Source organism: Acinetobacter sp. NBRC 100985 (assembly GCF_000241225.1).
In the GTDB taxonomy this organism is placed as follows: domain Bacteria; phylum Pseudomonadota; class Gammaproteobacteria; order Pseudomonadales; family Moraxellaceae; genus Acinetobacter; species Acinetobacter venetianus.
The window spans coordinates 24,039-40,322 of the sequence record NZ_BAEB01000025.1; the positions used below are offsets into that span (position 1 = coordinate 24,039).

Consider the following 16,284-nt stretch of genomic DNA (forward strand, 5'->3'; position numbering starts at 1 on the left):
TTTTCATAGCACATCTAGTGAAATAAAAAACAGAGCCTATGCTCTGTTCTTATTTAACAACTCATAACACAATCATTCTAGGAAACATTCATAAGTTGGATAAACAACTCATCCATAACCAATTGAGTTTGAACATTTTGCTCTAACATCAGCTTTTTATGTTGTAAATCACTATAAATCTCAAAAAGTTTTTCTAAATCATAGCATTCGGCTAATGCTTGAAAATCCAAATCATAGTTACGCGTTGATTGATTGAGCTTCAAACTAATCAAATCACCTAGCAGATATTCAAACATGGTGACAAACTCTGAGAAATTCAGCTCTTTAGACCACTTAGCAGAATAGTTCAAAGGCATATTTTTTTCAGAGACTAGTTTCAGCCAATCACTTAAAAAGTTACTTCGCTTAGAAAGCCATTCACTTTGTTGAAGTTCGATTGCGCTTAATGGCATATCATTTGCCAAATTTAGTAGCAATGAAACTTGCTCTGCGGAAATATCTGGTAATTGCTGCTGAACAAACTGCTGAGCATCCTGAATCGTTAAACGATCTAAAGAAAAATGCTGTAGACGACTACGAATCGTCGCAGGTAATTTTAAATAATGATCTGCTAATAGAATAAGAACAACGCGCTCACCAGGTTCTTCCAATGTTTTTAGTAAAGCATTAGAGGATGCAATATTGAGTGCTTCAGCTGGTTCGATCACAACCACACGCCAGCCTTCACCGGTTTGTTGAACAAATGGAAGTAAATCTCGAATTTTTTCGATTTTTATTTTTGCATTTTGTTTCTTATTTTCTTCATCTGTTGTGATGTGAACATAATTAGGATGCGTATCCGATTTTAACCACTGACAACTGCTACACTGACCACACGCTGATTGAGCTTTTTTATTTAAACACAGTACCCAAGCGACAAAACGTTGTGCAAACTCTCGTTTTGCACAGCCATTCTTGCCATAGAAAAGTAAGCCATGCCCAATGTCAGGAAAACGTGTTGTTAACAGTTCCCAAGTTTGTTCATGCCATGGATAAATCATAGAATGTTGTAAATCGACCATTATATATTATTCAAATAAGCTTTCAGGCATTGCATTTAGACGATCTAAATCAGCTTGCGTATCTACACCTGGCGGTAAGTTAGCCTCAGCTACGGCTATTGCAATACGATGACCATTCTCTAATACACGTAGCTGTTCTAAACTTTCTAACTTTTCAAGCTTACCTTGATCCCATGTCACATACTCTTGTAGCAATTTCACACGATAGGCATATAGGCCTAAATGACGAAATGCTTGATCATGTAGTTTAGCTTCTGTTTCTTTTGCGCCATCACGATCATAAGGAATGGTAGCTCGACTAAAATACAATGCTTCATTACGATTGCTCATGACGACTTTTACAATGCTATCACGATGAAACTCATCCAAACTATGGATCGACTCGCACAAAGTAGACATCGAACATTGCGGATTATCAACCAAGAGTTGAGATACTTGTTGTACTAGTTGTGCAGGTAATAATGGTTCATCACCTTGTACATTGACAATAATATCATCCTGCGCCCAGCCTTTTAGACGAGCAACTTCACTGAGACGATCTGTGCCAGAAGGATGATCCGCACTTGTTAATACAACATCTACCCCCTCTGCACGGCAAACTTCTGCAATTCGCTCATCATCCGTAGCAACACACAAATCATCAAACCCTGCTACTTTTTTAGCTTGATCCACTACACGTAAAATCATTGGACGACCATGAATTAGTAACAATGGCTTCGCTGGCAAACGTGAACTCGCAAAACGAGCAGGAATAACAATATGTTTCATGATAGTGCTCTAAGAAAATTGAATACCGACTTGTTGTAATTGTTGTTTCAACAACTCATAACAATCGGATGATAAAACTGCTTCAACAGGAACAACCCAAATCGGGATATTAAAATTAGGGTTTTGTGATAATAATGCCTTAAATTTCACAGCATCTTTTTCAGTCGTAATGATTGCATCCTGATTGTCAAAAGTTAAATCTGAAATCTCATAATCATGGTGATCTGGGAATTCATGTGCTTGGTACTGAATCACGCCAATCTGACTCAATGTTTGATAAAAACGTTCAGGAAAACCTATTCCTACGACAGCATTAAAATATTTTTCTCGGTCAAACCAAACAGAATCAAGATTTTTATTTAACAAATAAGGTAAGCCTATTTGTAAATGCATATTATTGGAAACTTGAGCAGATTTGGTATGGTAAATAACAGTACTATGCGATAAACGAGCTTTTGGTTCACGCAAATAACCTTCAGGTAATAATCTTTCATTACCCAAACCTCGATTCTGATCTAGCACGATCCATTCAATCTGACGATCAAGTGCCCAATGCTGAAGACCATCATCACTAATAATTAAATCTAATGCATGAGATTGCAATAACAACTCAATAGAGGCTTGGCGTTTAGGCCCAACAGCCATAGGCACACTAGTAGACTGCACAATCAATGCTGGTTCATCACCAACAGTATCTGGTTCTGACAATCGATTAACTAATGCTGGGAAAGGCCCTTGCCCCCCATAACCACGGCTGATCACGCCAACGCGGATATTATGCTGTTGTAAGTATTTAACCAACTGGATTAATAAAGGCGTTTTACCACTACCACCTACAGTAATATTACCAATCACCATCACTGGTACTGGCGCTTTATAAACAGTTTTAATGCCAGATGCATACAGAGATTTATTCAGATTAAATCCGAGTTGATACAGCCATGATAATGGACGCAACACAATTAACCATGAGGCTTGTTTATTCCAAGCATCCTGTATATGTTGCGCTAAAGACATCCTTAGTTTTCCTCAAAATTACGTTCATGCAACTGATAGTACATACCATTTTTTGCAAGTAATTCTGCATGTGTACCTTGTTCAACAATCTGTCCTCTATCCATCACTACAATCAAATCGGCATTTTCAACAGTAGATAAACGGTGTGCAATCACAATCGTAGTACGGCCCTGCATTGCCTCATCAAATGCTTGCTGGATAAAATATTCAGATTCGTTATCTAAGGCACTCGTTGCCTCATCCAAAATTAAAATTGGAGAGTCTTTTAAAATAGCTCTCGCAATTGCAAGACGCTGACGCTGACCACCAGACAAGTTTAGACCCTGCGCACCCAAAATAGTGTCATAACCTTGTGGCAGGTTCATAATGAAGTCGTGTGCATAAGCTGCTTTAGCTGCAGCAATTACTTGCTCATCACTTGCATCTTGTAATTGACCATACGCGATGTTGTCACGAACTGAACGATTAAAAAGTACAACCTGCTGATTCACCATGGCAATTTGTGAGCGCAGACAAAGCAATTCAATATCTTTTACAGGAATATCATCAAAATAAATTTGCCCACTGCTCAACTCTTGGAAGCGAGGTAACATATTTACTAGAGAAGTTTTTCCTGCACCAGACCGCCCGACTAGCGCAACTGTTTGCCCTGCACGAATATCTAAAGAAAAATCTTTAATCGCTTTCGTGCCATCCTCATATTGCAAGCTTGCTTGATCAAAGCGAATATTCCCCTTTAGCTCAGGTTTAAGCTGACCATTGTTTTCTTCTTCAGGCAAATCGAGTAATTCAAAAACAGAATGTGCCGCTGCTAGTCCACGCTGTAATTTTTCATTAATATCAGTTAAGTTTTTAACTGGTTTTGAAATTAAACCAGCGGCAGTGATATATGAAACAAATTCGCCTGCAGAGGTGTCACCAAACACTTGTGGTCTCAGAGCTAGCCAAAGAATTACAGCCATCGCACACGACAGAATCAATTGGACAATTGGACTGTTAATATTCTGAACAACAACCATTTTTAAACCACGACGAAGGTTCTCTTCAGATGATTTATAAAAACGTTGTTGTTCAAATGCTTCGCCAGTAAAACTCTTTACAACAGAGTTACCGTTAATCGTTTCTTGCACGACATGGTTTACATCACCCATCGTGTTTTGAACTTGAACAGACAGCTTACGCATCCGTTTAGCTGCTACACGAACAAGGATTCCAATCACAGGCATGAAAACGATAATACAAAGTGTTAAACGCCAATTGGTATAAAGCAAATAACTTAATAGACCAATGACGATCAAGCCATCTTTAACTAGGGTTTGTAATGAATCAGAAGATGCGGCTGTCAATTGTTGAACGTTGTACATCAACTTAGCACTAATATGGCCTGAGGTATTATCTAAATAATACTGTGCAGGAAGTCTTAATAGCTTTGCATAGACTTCTTGACGAATACTAAATACCAAACGTCTTGAAATAACCGCTGTAAAGTACCCACCGAGGAATAAACCCACACCACGAAAAAACATCAACAAAACAATGAGCACTGGAAACCAATCTAAGTTTTCACGGCTACCATTTTGGATCGCATCAATAATATATTTAAGGAGTTTCGCAACAGAAACTTCTGTAGCAGCGTTGATTCCAAAACCGATCAATACAAATAAGGCTACGCCCCAATAAGATTTTAAATAAGCTAAAAGGCGAACATAAACCTTAAAATCTTGATTCACTCAGTGAAACCTCTAGTTGGAACTTTTGTGCTGATATTGACGTTTACAAAACCTAGTTGGCCTGCAACATCCATAACTCGAATTACATCTTGATGAGTTGCCTTAGCATCCGCCGCGATAATAAACATAAAATCTCTGCGGTCTTGTGCAACTTGCTTAATTGCAGTGCTGAGATCAGCAATATCTTTGGAGGATAATGCTTGACCATTCACGGAATAATGCCCTGTGGAGTCTACCATGATTTCAATTTTATGATCGAATTGTTTAGGTGGAACACCCTGAGCATCTGGCAATGTTAGATTTATACGGCTTTGCTGACTAAAAGTCGTTGAAAGTAATAAAAACACCAAAATAAATAACATACAGTCAATCATTGGTGTCAAATTAATATGAATATCTTCAACTTGAGAACGTTTAAATTTCATGAGATCACCTATGCTTTAGCTTGCACGGCGATGTTCTTGAACATGTGGTACTTTTTTATAGAAAAGTGCTGCATGAAACAAAGTTGATTGTTGCTCGAGTTCAGCAACATACTCATGAACAACTCGTTGGAAATATCGATAAGCAATCATCGCTGGAATTGCAATAAGCATCCCCACAGCAGTTGTAATTAGCGCCTTAGAAATACCTGGCATCATTGTACTTGCATTACCTGCTGAACCAACATCGATCACTAGAAATGACTCAATAATACCTAATACAGTACCCAACAAACCAAGTAACGGTGCAATTGCACTTAGTGTACCGAGAAAATTGATATTCTTTTCTAGATGCGTAATTTCTTGAGATGCTGCTGCTTCCATTTGAGCACGAGCAAACTGTTCACCTTGATCCCTATGATCGTAACCAGCTTTTAGGATTCGTCCTAATGGACTGCGCATTGCCTGTTCTTGTTCTAACTTAGCAACAAGTGTTTCTAAATCAGCACCATTTACAAGTAAATCTTGTGGTAAAACTTGTGAGCGCTTTAATCTAAGATAACGCTCTAATGTAATCGCAACCGTAAAAATTGATGAGAGAATGAGAGGCAGCATTAACCAACCGCCAGCCTTTACGAGTTCCCACATATTATTCCCCAATAATATTTAAAATATAACAGGACGCATCCTAAATATTAGTTAGGTAAACAAATATTCAAAATACCATCCAACTCATCCAATGAGTGGTAATGAATGACCATTTTCCCTTTGCCTTTTTGATTATGGTCAATTTTCACATTTGCTCCGAAACGCTCTGAAAGTCTCTGAGTTAAATGCTCAATATCAGGAGAAACTTGCACCTTTTCCTTTTCAGGTTTTGGTTCACTCCACTCACGAACTAATTGTTCAGTTTGACGCACTGACAAATCTTTTTCAATTACGATTTTAGCGACTTCCAATTGATCTTTTGCTTTCAAAGCTAGAATGGCACGGGCATGCCCCATATCAATTTGACCTTGCTGCATAAAATCTTTAATTGGATCAGCTAAGCTTAACAAACGTAATAAGTTACTTACTGTAGTACGAGCTTTGCCAACAGTATCCGCAATTTCCTGATGGCTTAAACCAAATTCATCATGGAAACGTTGTAGTGCAAGCGCTTGATCAATCGGATTTAAATCTTGACGTTGAATGTTCTCAATTAACGCTAAAGCAATTGCAACCTGATCATTTAGATCTCGTACAATCGCAGGAATTTCTGCTAAGCCAGCGAGTTGGGCAGCACGCCAACGACGTTCACCTGCAATGATTTCGTAAGGATGTTGTTCATCATCAACTGGACGGATGACGATTGGTTGCATTACACCATGCTTTTCAATTGATGATGCAAGCTCTTGTAAATCTTGTTCTTGGATAAAACGACGTGGCTGATACTCACCACGTTTTAATAAATTAACATCAATTTGCTTGAGTTGACCATGATCTAAGGCTTGTGCTTCAAGTTGCAATTTTTCTTTTTGAATTGAACCCAACAGCGCATCTAAACCACGACCTTTAGCCAATCCGCGTTTTTTGATGCTCATACCGCACTTCCTTTTTTCACTTTACTTTTCTTCAACATTTCTGCTGCTAAATTCAAATATGCAACTGCGCCTTTTGAGCTTTTCTCAAAATAGATAACAGGCAAACCATGCGCTGGCGCTTCAGCTAAACGAATATTTCTTGGGATAACTGTGTCATAAAGTTTCTTACCAAAATATTGTTCTAATTCAGCCGAAACATCACGCGTCAATGCATTACGTGCATCGTACATGGTACGTAATACCCCTACGATTTCCAAGTTTGGATTGAGGGCTTTTTGTATACGATCAATTGTTTGCGTTAGATCTGCTAAACCTTCCAAAGCATAATATTCACATTGCATTGGAATAATAACACCATTCACAGCCGCCAAGGCATTCACGGTGATTAGACTCAAACTTGGTGCACAATCTACAATAATATAATCGAATGCTGACTCGACTTCCTTCAAAGCATTTTTCAGGATGAACTCACGCCCTTCTTGCTCAGCAATTGCAAGCTCTACACCAGCAAGTTCACGATTTGCACCTAAAACTTTATATCCTACTTCAGCTTTTTGAATTGCTGTTTCGATTGGCACCTCGCCTAACAGCACATCAGTTACAGAATAAAGTAAATCATTCTTTTGAACACCAGACCCCATGGTGGCATTCCCTTGCGAGTCCATATCGACTAACAAGACACGTTTTTTTAAGATCGCCAAAGACGCAGCAAGATTCACTGCTGTTGTGGTTTTCCCTACACCACCTTTTTGGTTTGCAATCGCAATAATTTGAGCCATGATTACCCTTAATATTTTTTATTGAATACGTTGAAGTAAAAGTAAATGACGTTGTTCATCTAATCTCGGTACACGAAGCTCAACAACCTTACAAGAATATTCATCCTTCATTTGTTCAACCTCATCCGTTGGGATTAGACCTTTCATCGCCGCGATAATGCTTTGTTGATGCATATACGGCTGTGCAGCATTTACAAAATCTGTCAGAGATGCAAAGGCTCTACTTGTAATGACATCGAACTGACCAAGTTCACCAATGCTATCTTCATTTTCAACACGTGTTTGAACTGCAATTACATTTGTTAGTTTTAAATCAGCAATAAATTGCTTCAAGAAACGAATCTTTTTTCCATTTGAATCCAATAAGACACATGAACGCTCTGGTTCACATAATGCAATGATCATGCCGGGCATACCACCACCCGTACCAACATCCAACAAACGACCTTTTGGCAAATCTTTTAAAATACTTAAGCTATCTAATAAATGTTTAACCAACATTTCTTTTGGATCGCGAATGGCCGTGAGGTTATAAGCCTTATTCCAAAGCACGAGTGCATCTTGATATTTCAATAAGAGAGTTAAAGCCTCTTCACTTAGATCTAAACCTAGTGCTTGGCTACCTTGCTTTAATTCTTGAAAAAAAGGATGCATAACGGTGTAACATCTCGATAAATTTGCTGTGCAGTATACCGATTTCTGATACAAGACACAGTAGGACTTGTTGAACGATTATGCAGTTAAACATCTATGTTCATGATAAACTGCACAATCCATCAGTTTTTTGTCTTTCCTTATACAAATCAAAGAGTGACAAAAATTAATTTTATTAGCAGATTACACCTTGTTTGATTTGCTGATCAAGTTGTTCTAAGCGATCTGGTGTCCCTACATCAACCCAAATTGCTTGCATTTTTTCAGCTGAAACTTGTTGTTGTTGCATCGCTTGTTTAAGTAAAGGTGCTAACGGTCGTTTGCCATTTTCTAAACCCACAAACATTTTTGGCTTTAATACAGCAACACCGCTATACGTAAGTGCTTCACCGAGTTGATCTTGCTCAAAAGTGTAAGCCAAATCATTCGCTAGAATAAAATCGCCTTTGGTATGTTGTGGCGGGTTATCAACCAACACCAAGTGTGCTTGCTTATCACTTAAATCAACATCCAACAATGTAGAAAAATCCATTGTTGTCCAGACATCACCATTGACCAAAATAAAAGGATCAGTTCCTAGCAATGGTAAAGCATTAATGATGCCTCCTGCCGTTTCCAACCCCTCACCTTCATGAGACCATAATATCGTGACACCGAATTGAGAGCCATCACCCAAAGTATTTGCAAGTTTTTCACCCAACCATGCTGTATTGATGACAATTTCAGTTACACCAATCTTTTGTAACTTTTCAATATGCCAAACAATTAATGGTTTACCACCAACTTCTAGTAAAGGTTTAGGTGTGTGCAATGTCAGCGGACGCATACGATTGCCCATACCAGCAGCTAGAATCATTGCTTTCATTATGCTGCAACCTCATAGTCACCATATTTGATAATAAACTTTGGCATAACTACATCACGGATAAACTGCATAAAATCATTTAGTTCATCATAACCTTGGCTTTCTTCTAGCAGATACCACATTACACGCGGTAAATCTTTTAAATATCCCGATTTTCCATCACGCTCAAACAAACGAACGAAAATACCTAAAATTTTCAAATGACGTTGAATTGCCATTAAGTCCGCATCACGCTTGAACTGTTCGAAATTACGATTTTCTTTCGCTGCTGCTGGCAATAAGTTATAGAAAACTCCAAACCATTCATAGACACGGTCAGCATTCCACTGCACGTAGGCGTCACGCGTAATGGAAATCAGATCATAAGTATCTGCGCCAATCACAGCATCCTGAAAATCAATCACCCCTAATTCTTGTTCATTTTCAATTTTCATCAAATTACGACTGTGAAAATCACGATGCACAATGACTTGCGGTTGCTGAGTTGCCTCTACAGCAAGGAAATCAAATGCTTGCTCAATTGTTTCTAACTGCTGTTCAGAAGGCTGAATATTCAATGATGGTAACATCCAGTCCGTCAACAAACGCATTTCTGACATCAGTTTGTCATATGAATATTCAGGCAAACGTTCTGTACCATCAATTTGCTGCAACTCAATTAACTGCTTAAAGCTTTGAGCGTAATATTCATCTACCGTCGTATCATTTAACAATGTAGATAAAACCACATCACCAAAATCCTCCAACAGCAACAGTCCTTGATCGAGATCTTTTGCAACGATATGCGGAACACGCACACCATGCTTGTCAAAAAACTCATCAATGGTCACAAATGGAACACAATCTTCTTTTTCAGGCGGCGCATCCATAAGCATATATGTTTTGTTTTGTAACTTAACTCGTGCGTAACGACGAAAGCTCGCATCTCCTGCCAAAAAGCTGATCTCAAATTGATCTGATTGGAGAGTGGCTTGAAGCCAAGTTTGTATCAATTGTTCACGTTGTGTATTCATTTGCAATAAAATCTAAAACTAGCTGAGATTTTGAAAGCTTAAGTGTAGCCACTTATCAACTTTTTCTCTATGATGCGACAATAATTAATTGTGAATTAGCGTACTGGTTAATGAGACAATGAAACATCAGTTTAAATTTAATCCTTTAGCAACTGCTATTTTGACACTCTTGTGTGGCGGCTCGATTCAATCAAGTTTCGCAGCAACAGATTCGTCTCATGTCTCGACTTTAGACAATGCCCAGCTTAAAGCTAAACTTCAACAAGACCAAGAAAGCTTTCCTGGTCAAAAGTTTTTTCAACAGTATTACGTTGATAAATCTGCACCAGAAGCACAGTTACGTGATAACCGTTACTTAAGCTCTTCTTTCTGCCAAGGAACATGGGTTACACCGATTAACCCCGAAACCAAAGCTGTTGATGCTAGTAGCACAACCTCTGTCATCACGGCTGACTATGGCCACTACAATCCTGAAGGTGATTCAGTCCTACAAGGCAACGTTATAATCGACCAAGAAGGACGAACCATTCGTGCAGATCAAGTGACGATTGATTCAACTCAAACATATGCAAATGCACAAGGTCGTGTTCAGCTTGCACAATCAGGTTTATTAACGCAAAGTGACCAAATTAACTATAACTTAAAGACCCAAACTGGCGATTTAAACAATAGTTTTTATATTTCTGAACAACAACATGCACATGGCCATGCAAGTCAGATCAAACGTGCGAATGAAAATCTTGTTATTTTAAAAGATGCGAGCTATACGGCTTGCCCACCCGAGCAGAAACCAGCTTGGCGAATTCAAGCTAAAGAAATTGAGTTGAATCAAGATACAGGCCGAGGTGTAACTCGCGGTACAAAGTTATATGTTAAGGATGTTCCAGTTCTCGCTGTGCCCTACTTTAACTTCCCGATTGATGATCGCCGCACGACTGGTATTTTAAATCCAAACTTTGGTTATAGTAATGATGGTGGTGCTCAACTTACTGTTCCAGTATATCTAAACCTTGCACCAAACTATGATCTAACATTAACCCCAAGCTACATGAGTAAACGCGGTGTCAAGTTAGATGCCGAATTTAGATACATGACTGAAAACTTTGGTTCTGGTCGTATTTGGGGTGGTTATTTACCAACTGACAATCAATACGACAACAAAGATCGTGAAGATTTACATTTCCTGCATAACTGGAAAATTAACGATCAATGGTCTACAAACCTAGAATACAACCACGCTTCTGATAAAGATTATTTCTCTGACTTTAATACAAGCCCAAATTCAAAAACGGACTTGAACTTACGCCGCGCATGGGAGCTAAACTACCAAAATGGTATTCCTGGGCTTAAGGCACAATTGAAAGTCGAAGACTTCCAAACACTGGATGAAACAATTAAAGATGCAGATAAACCTTATGCGCGTCTTCCACAATTCTTATTAAATTACGTCACTGGCGACCCTCAAGGTCTTCAATACGAATTTAACAATGATACAGCTTACTTCAAAAAATCGATTAATGATGGCTCAGCTTTAGAGTCAAGTGGTACACGTATCTACAACCAATTTGCAGTTCGATATAATTATCTAACTCCATCTTGGTTCTATGCGATTCCCGAAGTTTCTGTAAGAAGCATCAACACTTATTATGATCAGGACGCCCAAGTAAATCGTGGATCTGATGATTTACAAAAGTCAGTTGTGGTTCCACAATTTACTTTTGCAACAGGTGTAACATTCGAAAAAGACGGTAAATACTTACAAAGCATTTCACCACGTGCCTTTTACGCATATTCACCTTACAAAAATCAAGAAGATTACCCTAACTTTGACTCAACAACAGCTTCAATTAGTTATGATCAACTCTTCAATCCTTATCGCTTCTACGGACATGACCGCTTAGATGACAATAACTTTTTGTCTCTAGGCGTAACATACAGCCTATTGGATACCGAAGGCTTAGAGCGAATCAAAGCGAGTATTGGGCAGAGTTATTATTTTAGTGATAGACGCGTAACACTAAATCAAGAGCCAGATGAATTCGACAAACAACGTCGTACTGGCCCTATTGTAAGCTTGTCTAGCCAACTCAACCAAAACTTCACTATTGCTGCGAATTCAGCATGGATGGATAGTGGTGATAATGCTCAACGAGATTTCCAAGCTTACTATGTAGGTGATAAAGGCAACCTGTATAACCTAGGTTACTTCTACCGTAAATACATTCCAGATCGCCAAGATGCATACGACCAAGCTGTTGCATCCTTTATACAACCCGTGAAAGATAATTGGCGTATTATGGGTCACGCTCAATATGATTTAGATAATAATTTAATGCGCGAATATTTACTCGGTGTAAATTATGAGTCTTGTTGTTGGGCAGTTTCCGTTTATGGTCGTTCTTACTATAACGATTTGGATGATCCCACGCTTCCTGACGTTCATAGAAAGAAAGCCATCATGGCGGAGTTTACTCTTAAAGGGCTAGGTGCTTTAAACAACAAACTTGCATCTCTGTTAGAAAATAGAGTTTTGGGTTTCAACAAAATTAATCAATCTTGGACACAACGTTAATGAAGATAAAATCTTTTCAACATATCTTTAGAGCCACTGTTCTAGCTGCCCTAATTTCTTCATCAATGCAAAGCTTTGCGCAACCTACGGATGAGGTTGTTGCAATTGTTGATAGTAGTGTCATTCTTAAAAGTGATTTAGAACAAGGGATTGCAGAAACAGAACACCAGCTTAAAGCGCAAAACAAAACTGTTCCCCCATTACAATATTTGCAAATGCAGGTTCTAGACCAGCTTATTGTTCGTCAAGCTCAGTTAGAGCAAGTAAAACGATATGGTATTAAACCTGATGAGAAAAGTTTAAATGCTGCTGTTCTAAAAGTTGCAAATCAATCAGGCGCAAATAGCCTAGAAGCATTCCAACAAAAATTAGATGCGATTGCTCCGGGTACTTACGAGAGTCTACGTGCTCGTATTGCAGAAGATCTTTCGATTGGTCGCTTACGCCAACAACAAGTAATGTCACGTATTAAAATTAGCGATCACGATGTTGAAAACTTTTTAAACTCACCTGAAGGTCAAGCTGCACTTGGTACACAAGCACACGTAATTCATATGCGGATTTCAGGTGACAACACTGAAGAAGTTCAAAAAATAGCAAAAGAAGTTAAGCAAGCTTTAGCCAACAATGATGACCCTAAAGCAATTAGCTCTAAATTTTCTTCTTCTACAGTAACTGTTGATGGTGCTGACATGGGCTTCCGCTCATTATCAGAAATACCAACTGAACTATCTGCACGAATTGCGCCATTGAAAGTTGGTCAAACCACTGAACTTATTAGTGTTCGTGATGGTGTGCATGTTTTAAAATTACTTGATCGCAAACAAAATGATCAAAAAGCGCTTGTGCCTCAATATCTAACACGTCATATCCTGATTCAGCCATCAGAAGTTGTTAGCCTTGATCGTGCTAAACAAATGATCGACAGCTTATATAATCGTGCTAAAGCTGGTGAAGATTTTGGCACTCTAGCTGCAACATATTCAAACGACACTGGCTCTGCACGTGATGGCGGTAGCTTAGGTTGGGTAAGCCCAGGCACCATGGTTCCTGAATTTGAACAAGTTATGAAAGACACACCTGTTGGTCAAGTCAGCAAACCATTCCAAACACAGTTTGGATGGCACATTCTGCAAGTGAGCGATACACGCCAACAAGACATGACCAAAGAAGTTCAAGAACGTATGGCTCGTCAAATTCTTGGTGAACGTCAGTTTGATACCGAAGTTGATAGCTGGATGCGTGAGCTTCGTGCAAATGCCTATGTTGAAATCAAAGACGTGAGCTTAGATTCCAAAGCTCAACAGAATAAATAACAGAAAAAGGCCAGCAATCTGCTGGCTTTTTCATCTCACCCCTAAAAATAAAAATAGCGGCGATTGCCGCTATTTTTGCATTACAAAATGATTATTTGTAACGATCAACCATTTTCTCTAAAGAGATTGGGCGAATCTTATCTGCATTACCAGCCGTACCAAATGCTTCGTAACGAGCAACACAGATATCTTTCATTGCTTCAACTGTTTCACCAAAGAATTTACGTGGATCAAATTCACTTGGTTTTTCAGACATCATACGGCGCATTGCACCTGTAGATGCCAAACGTAAATCAGTGTCAATATTAATCTTACGCACACCGTGTTTAATCGCTTCTACAAGCTGATCTACAGGCACACCGTAAGTTTCTTTAATATCGCCACCATATTGGTTAATAATCGCTAACCATTCTTGTGGTACAGAGCTTGAACCATGCATTACAAGATGCGTATTTGGCAATGCGGCGTGAATTTCTTTAATACGATCAATTGCCAAGATATCGCCTGTAGGTGGACGAGTAAACTTGTACGCACCATGAGATGTTCCCACAGCAATCGCTAAAGCATCAACATTTGTATCAGCAACGAACTGAGTTGCTTCTTCTACAGAAGTTAACAACTGAGAGTGATCTAGCACACCTTCTGCACCAACACCATCTTCTTCGCCAGCCATACCAGTCTCAAGACTACCCAAGCAACCGATCTCACCTTCAACTGAAACACCACATGCATGCGCCATAGCAACAACACGACGTGTTACATCAACATTGTAGTCATATGAAGTTGGTGTTTTACCATCAGCACCTAATGAACCATCCATCATCACTGAGCTGAAACCTAATTGGATAGAACGCTGGCACACATCAGGACTTGTGCCATGATCTTGGTGCATTACCACTGGAATATGTGGCCATTCTTCAATTGCAGCTAGAATAAGATGACGTAAGAAAGGTGCACCCGCATATTTACGCGCACCTGCTGATGCTTGCACGATTACAGGTGAATTAGTTGCATCTGCTGCGAGCATGATTGCGCGCATTTGTTCTAAGTTGTTTACGTTAAACGCTGGTACGCCGTAGTTATGTTCTGCAGCGTGATCCAAGAGCTGGCGCATTGAGATGAGTGCCATAATATCCTCCCAGGTAATGCGCCATATTCTACATGTTGATTTATTTCAATTCAGCAACTAATCACAGTAAATCAAAAAAAATCCTCAATCTTTTGTGTAATTTGAGTACTAAATTGTATTTAAAAATAAAAAAGATCAAATCACAGCATGATTTGATCTTTTTATAAATGTTTTTATTAAGTCAAATGATAGATTTTGTTTAACTTAACAATAACCTTCTAAACGTGTTAGAGGTAATTTCTTACCAATCGCCTTTTCAATCTCTGGCAAATAAAATGCATCATCTTCTGACAAGAAGCTGATACTCACACCTTGTGCACCTGCACGACCAGTACGGCCAATACGATGTACATAATCATCAGACTGTTCAGGCAAAGTAAAATTAATGACGTGCGATACACCATCAACATGAATACCACGACCCGCAACATCAGTTGCAATCATAATATTATTTTTACCCTGCTTAAATTGATCGAGCATTTTTAGACGTTTGTCTTGCGCAATTTCACCTGACAACATTCCTACCTTATAACCATCACGTTTCAAATGATCATAAAGACGACGTACCTGATCACGACGATTCGCAAAAATCATTACCTTATCAATTGGCTCATCTTTCAAAATTTCTTGTAGAAGTTTGTATTTATCCTTATTTTCTACAACATATACACGCTGCTCAACATCGTTATTGGTTTTCTGCTCAGGCTCAATTTCCACCGTTACAGGCTCAAATAACCATTGACGCGCAAGATTCAAAACATCATAGCTAAATGTTGCTGAGAACATTAAAGTTTGACGTTGCTCTTTAAATGGCGAATAACGAACGATTCGTTTTACCGACGGAATAAAACCCATATCAAGCAATCGGTCAGCTTCATCAATCACCAAAAATTCAATTCGATCCAACCAAACTTCTTTTTGCTCAACGAAATCAATTAGACGACCCGGTGTCGCCACTATAATGTCAACAAAGTTACGATCTAACATTTTCTTTTGTTTATCAAAATCTACACCACCTAACAATGTTACGAGATGTAAGTCTGAAAATTTGGTTAATGCTTTTGCATCACTTTCAATTTGTAGTGCCAATTCACGGGTTGGCGCTAAAATTAAAGCACGCGGCTCTCCACGGAAGCGCTGATCTTGAACTGGGTTATTCAATAAATCATTGATCACACTAATTAAAAAGGCTGCAGTTTTACCTGTACCTGTTTGTGCTCGACCAATAGCATCATGCCCTGCTAATGTATATTTTAAAACCTTTTGTTGAATCGGGGTCATTTTCGTAAAACCCAAAGCATCGATTGCTTTCTTCAACTGCGGATGTAAATTTAAGGTTTCAAAACCAGATGTCATATATGCTCTCGAACCATCA

15 protein-coding genes are annotated in these 16,284 nt (G+C 38.8%); 2 read left to right on the forward strand and 13 right to left on the reverse strand.

Annotated features, from left to right (window positions below; translation table 11 throughout):
- Positions 1–77: 77 nt before the first annotated feature.
- From ACT4_RS09970 to ACT4_RS10020, 11 genes are all read right to left on the reverse strand, one after another.
- On the reverse strand, positions 78–1,061 hold the full coding sequence (locus ACT4_RS09970; protein WP_007481848.1) for a DNA polymerase III subunit delta': 984 nt from the start codon (positions 1,059–1,061) through the stop codon (positions 78–80).
- Between the two features lie 6 nt (positions 1,062–1,067).
- A complete protein-coding gene (kdsB, locus tag ACT4_RS09975) occupies positions 1,068–1,829 on the reverse strand; it encodes a 3-deoxy-manno-octulosonate cytidylyltransferase (RefSeq protein ID WP_007481849.1) in 762 nt (253 codons plus the stop codon).
- A 9-nt stretch (positions 1,830–1,838) separates the two neighbouring features.
- The gene (gene lpxK, locus ACT4_RS09980; RefSeq protein ID WP_007481850.1) at positions 1,839–2,846 is read right to left on the reverse strand and encodes a tetraacyldisaccharide 4'-kinase; all 1,008 of its coding nucleotides are present in this window, start codon (positions 2,844–2,846) and stop codon (positions 1,839–1,841) included.
- Positions 2,847–2,848: 2 nt separating this feature from the next.
- On the reverse strand, positions 2,849–4,576 hold the full coding sequence (gene msbA, locus ACT4_RS09985) for a lipid A export permease/ATP-binding protein MsbA (RefSeq protein WP_007481851.1): 1,728 nt from the start codon (positions 4,574–4,576) through the stop codon (positions 2,849–2,851).
- Entirely contained in the window at positions 4,573–5,001 is a 429-nt protein-coding gene (locus ACT4_RS09990; protein WP_007481852.1) for a biopolymer transporter ExbD, read from the reverse strand. The genes msbA and ACT4_RS09990 overlap by 4 nt, the downstream gene beginning before the upstream one ends.
- Positions 5,002–5,016: 15 nt before the next feature.
- Positions 5,017–5,646, reverse strand: a complete 630-nt coding sequence (locus ACT4_RS09995) for a MotA/TolQ/ExbB proton channel family protein (RefSeq protein ID WP_004879905.1) — start codon at positions 5,644–5,646, stop codon at positions 5,017–5,019.
- Positions 5,647–5,693: 47 nt separating this feature from the next.
- Positions 5,694–6,581 (reverse strand): ParB/RepB/Spo0J family partition protein, encoded by an 888-nt coding sequence (locus ACT4_RS10000; protein WP_004879906.1) that lies wholly within the window; start codon positions 6,579–6,581, stop codon positions 5,694–5,696.
- Entirely contained in the window at positions 6,578–7,360 is a 783-nt protein-coding gene (locus ACT4_RS10005; RefSeq protein ID WP_004879909.1) for a ParA family protein, read from the reverse strand. Before ACT4_RS10005 ends, ACT4_RS10000 begins: the two co-directional genes overlap by 4 nt.
- An 18-nt stretch (positions 7,361–7,378) precedes the next feature.
- Positions 7,379–8,014, reverse strand: a complete 636-nt coding sequence (gene rsmG, locus ACT4_RS10010; RefSeq protein WP_007481854.1) for a 16S rRNA (guanine(527)-N(7))-methyltransferase RsmG — start codon at positions 8,012–8,014, stop codon at positions 7,379–7,381.
- Positions 8,015–8,189: 175 nt separating this feature from the next.
- Positions 8,190–8,879 (reverse strand): N-acetylmuramate alpha-1-phosphate uridylyltransferase MurU, encoded by a 690-nt coding sequence (murU, locus tag ACT4_RS10015; RefSeq protein WP_007481855.1) that lies wholly within the window; start codon positions 8,877–8,879, stop codon positions 8,190–8,192.
- Entirely contained in the window at positions 8,879–9,892 is a 1,014-nt protein-coding gene (locus tag ACT4_RS10020) for an aminoglycoside phosphotransferase family protein (protein ID WP_034604920.1), read from the reverse strand. Before ACT4_RS10020 ends, murU begins: the two co-directional genes overlap by 1 nt.
- Before the next feature lie 118 nt (positions 9,893–10,010).
- On the opposite strand from ACT4_RS10020, the gene ACT4_RS10025 reads away from it, so the two are divergent.
- Positions 10,011–12,464 (forward strand): LPS-assembly protein LptD, encoded by a 2,454-nt coding sequence (locus ACT4_RS10025; RefSeq protein WP_007481857.1) that lies wholly within the window; start codon positions 10,011–10,013, stop codon positions 12,462–12,464.
- Positions 12,464–13,780, forward strand: coding sequence for a peptidylprolyl isomerase (locus ACT4_RS10030; protein ID WP_034604922.1), 1,317 nt, complete (start codon positions 12,464–12,466; stop codon positions 13,778–13,780). The genes ACT4_RS10025 and ACT4_RS10030 overlap by 1 nt, the downstream gene beginning before the upstream one ends.
- 91 nt (positions 13,781–13,871) lie before the next feature.
- Here the strand turns inward: ACT4_RS10030 and fba are convergent, their stop codons facing one another.
- Both fba and rhlB read right to left on the reverse strand, forming a co-directional pair.
- A complete protein-coding gene (gene fba / locus ACT4_RS10035) occupies positions 13,872–14,909 on the reverse strand; it encodes a class II fructose-bisphosphate aldolase (RefSeq protein WP_004879920.1) in 1,038 nt (345 codons plus the stop codon).
- A 204-nt stretch (positions 14,910–15,113) separates the two neighbouring features.
- A complete protein-coding gene (rhlB, locus tag ACT4_RS10040) occupies positions 15,114–16,265 on the reverse strand; it encodes an ATP-dependent RNA helicase RhlB (protein ID WP_004879923.1) in 1,152 nt (383 codons plus the stop codon).
- Between the last annotated feature and the right edge of the window lie 19 nt (positions 16,266–16,284).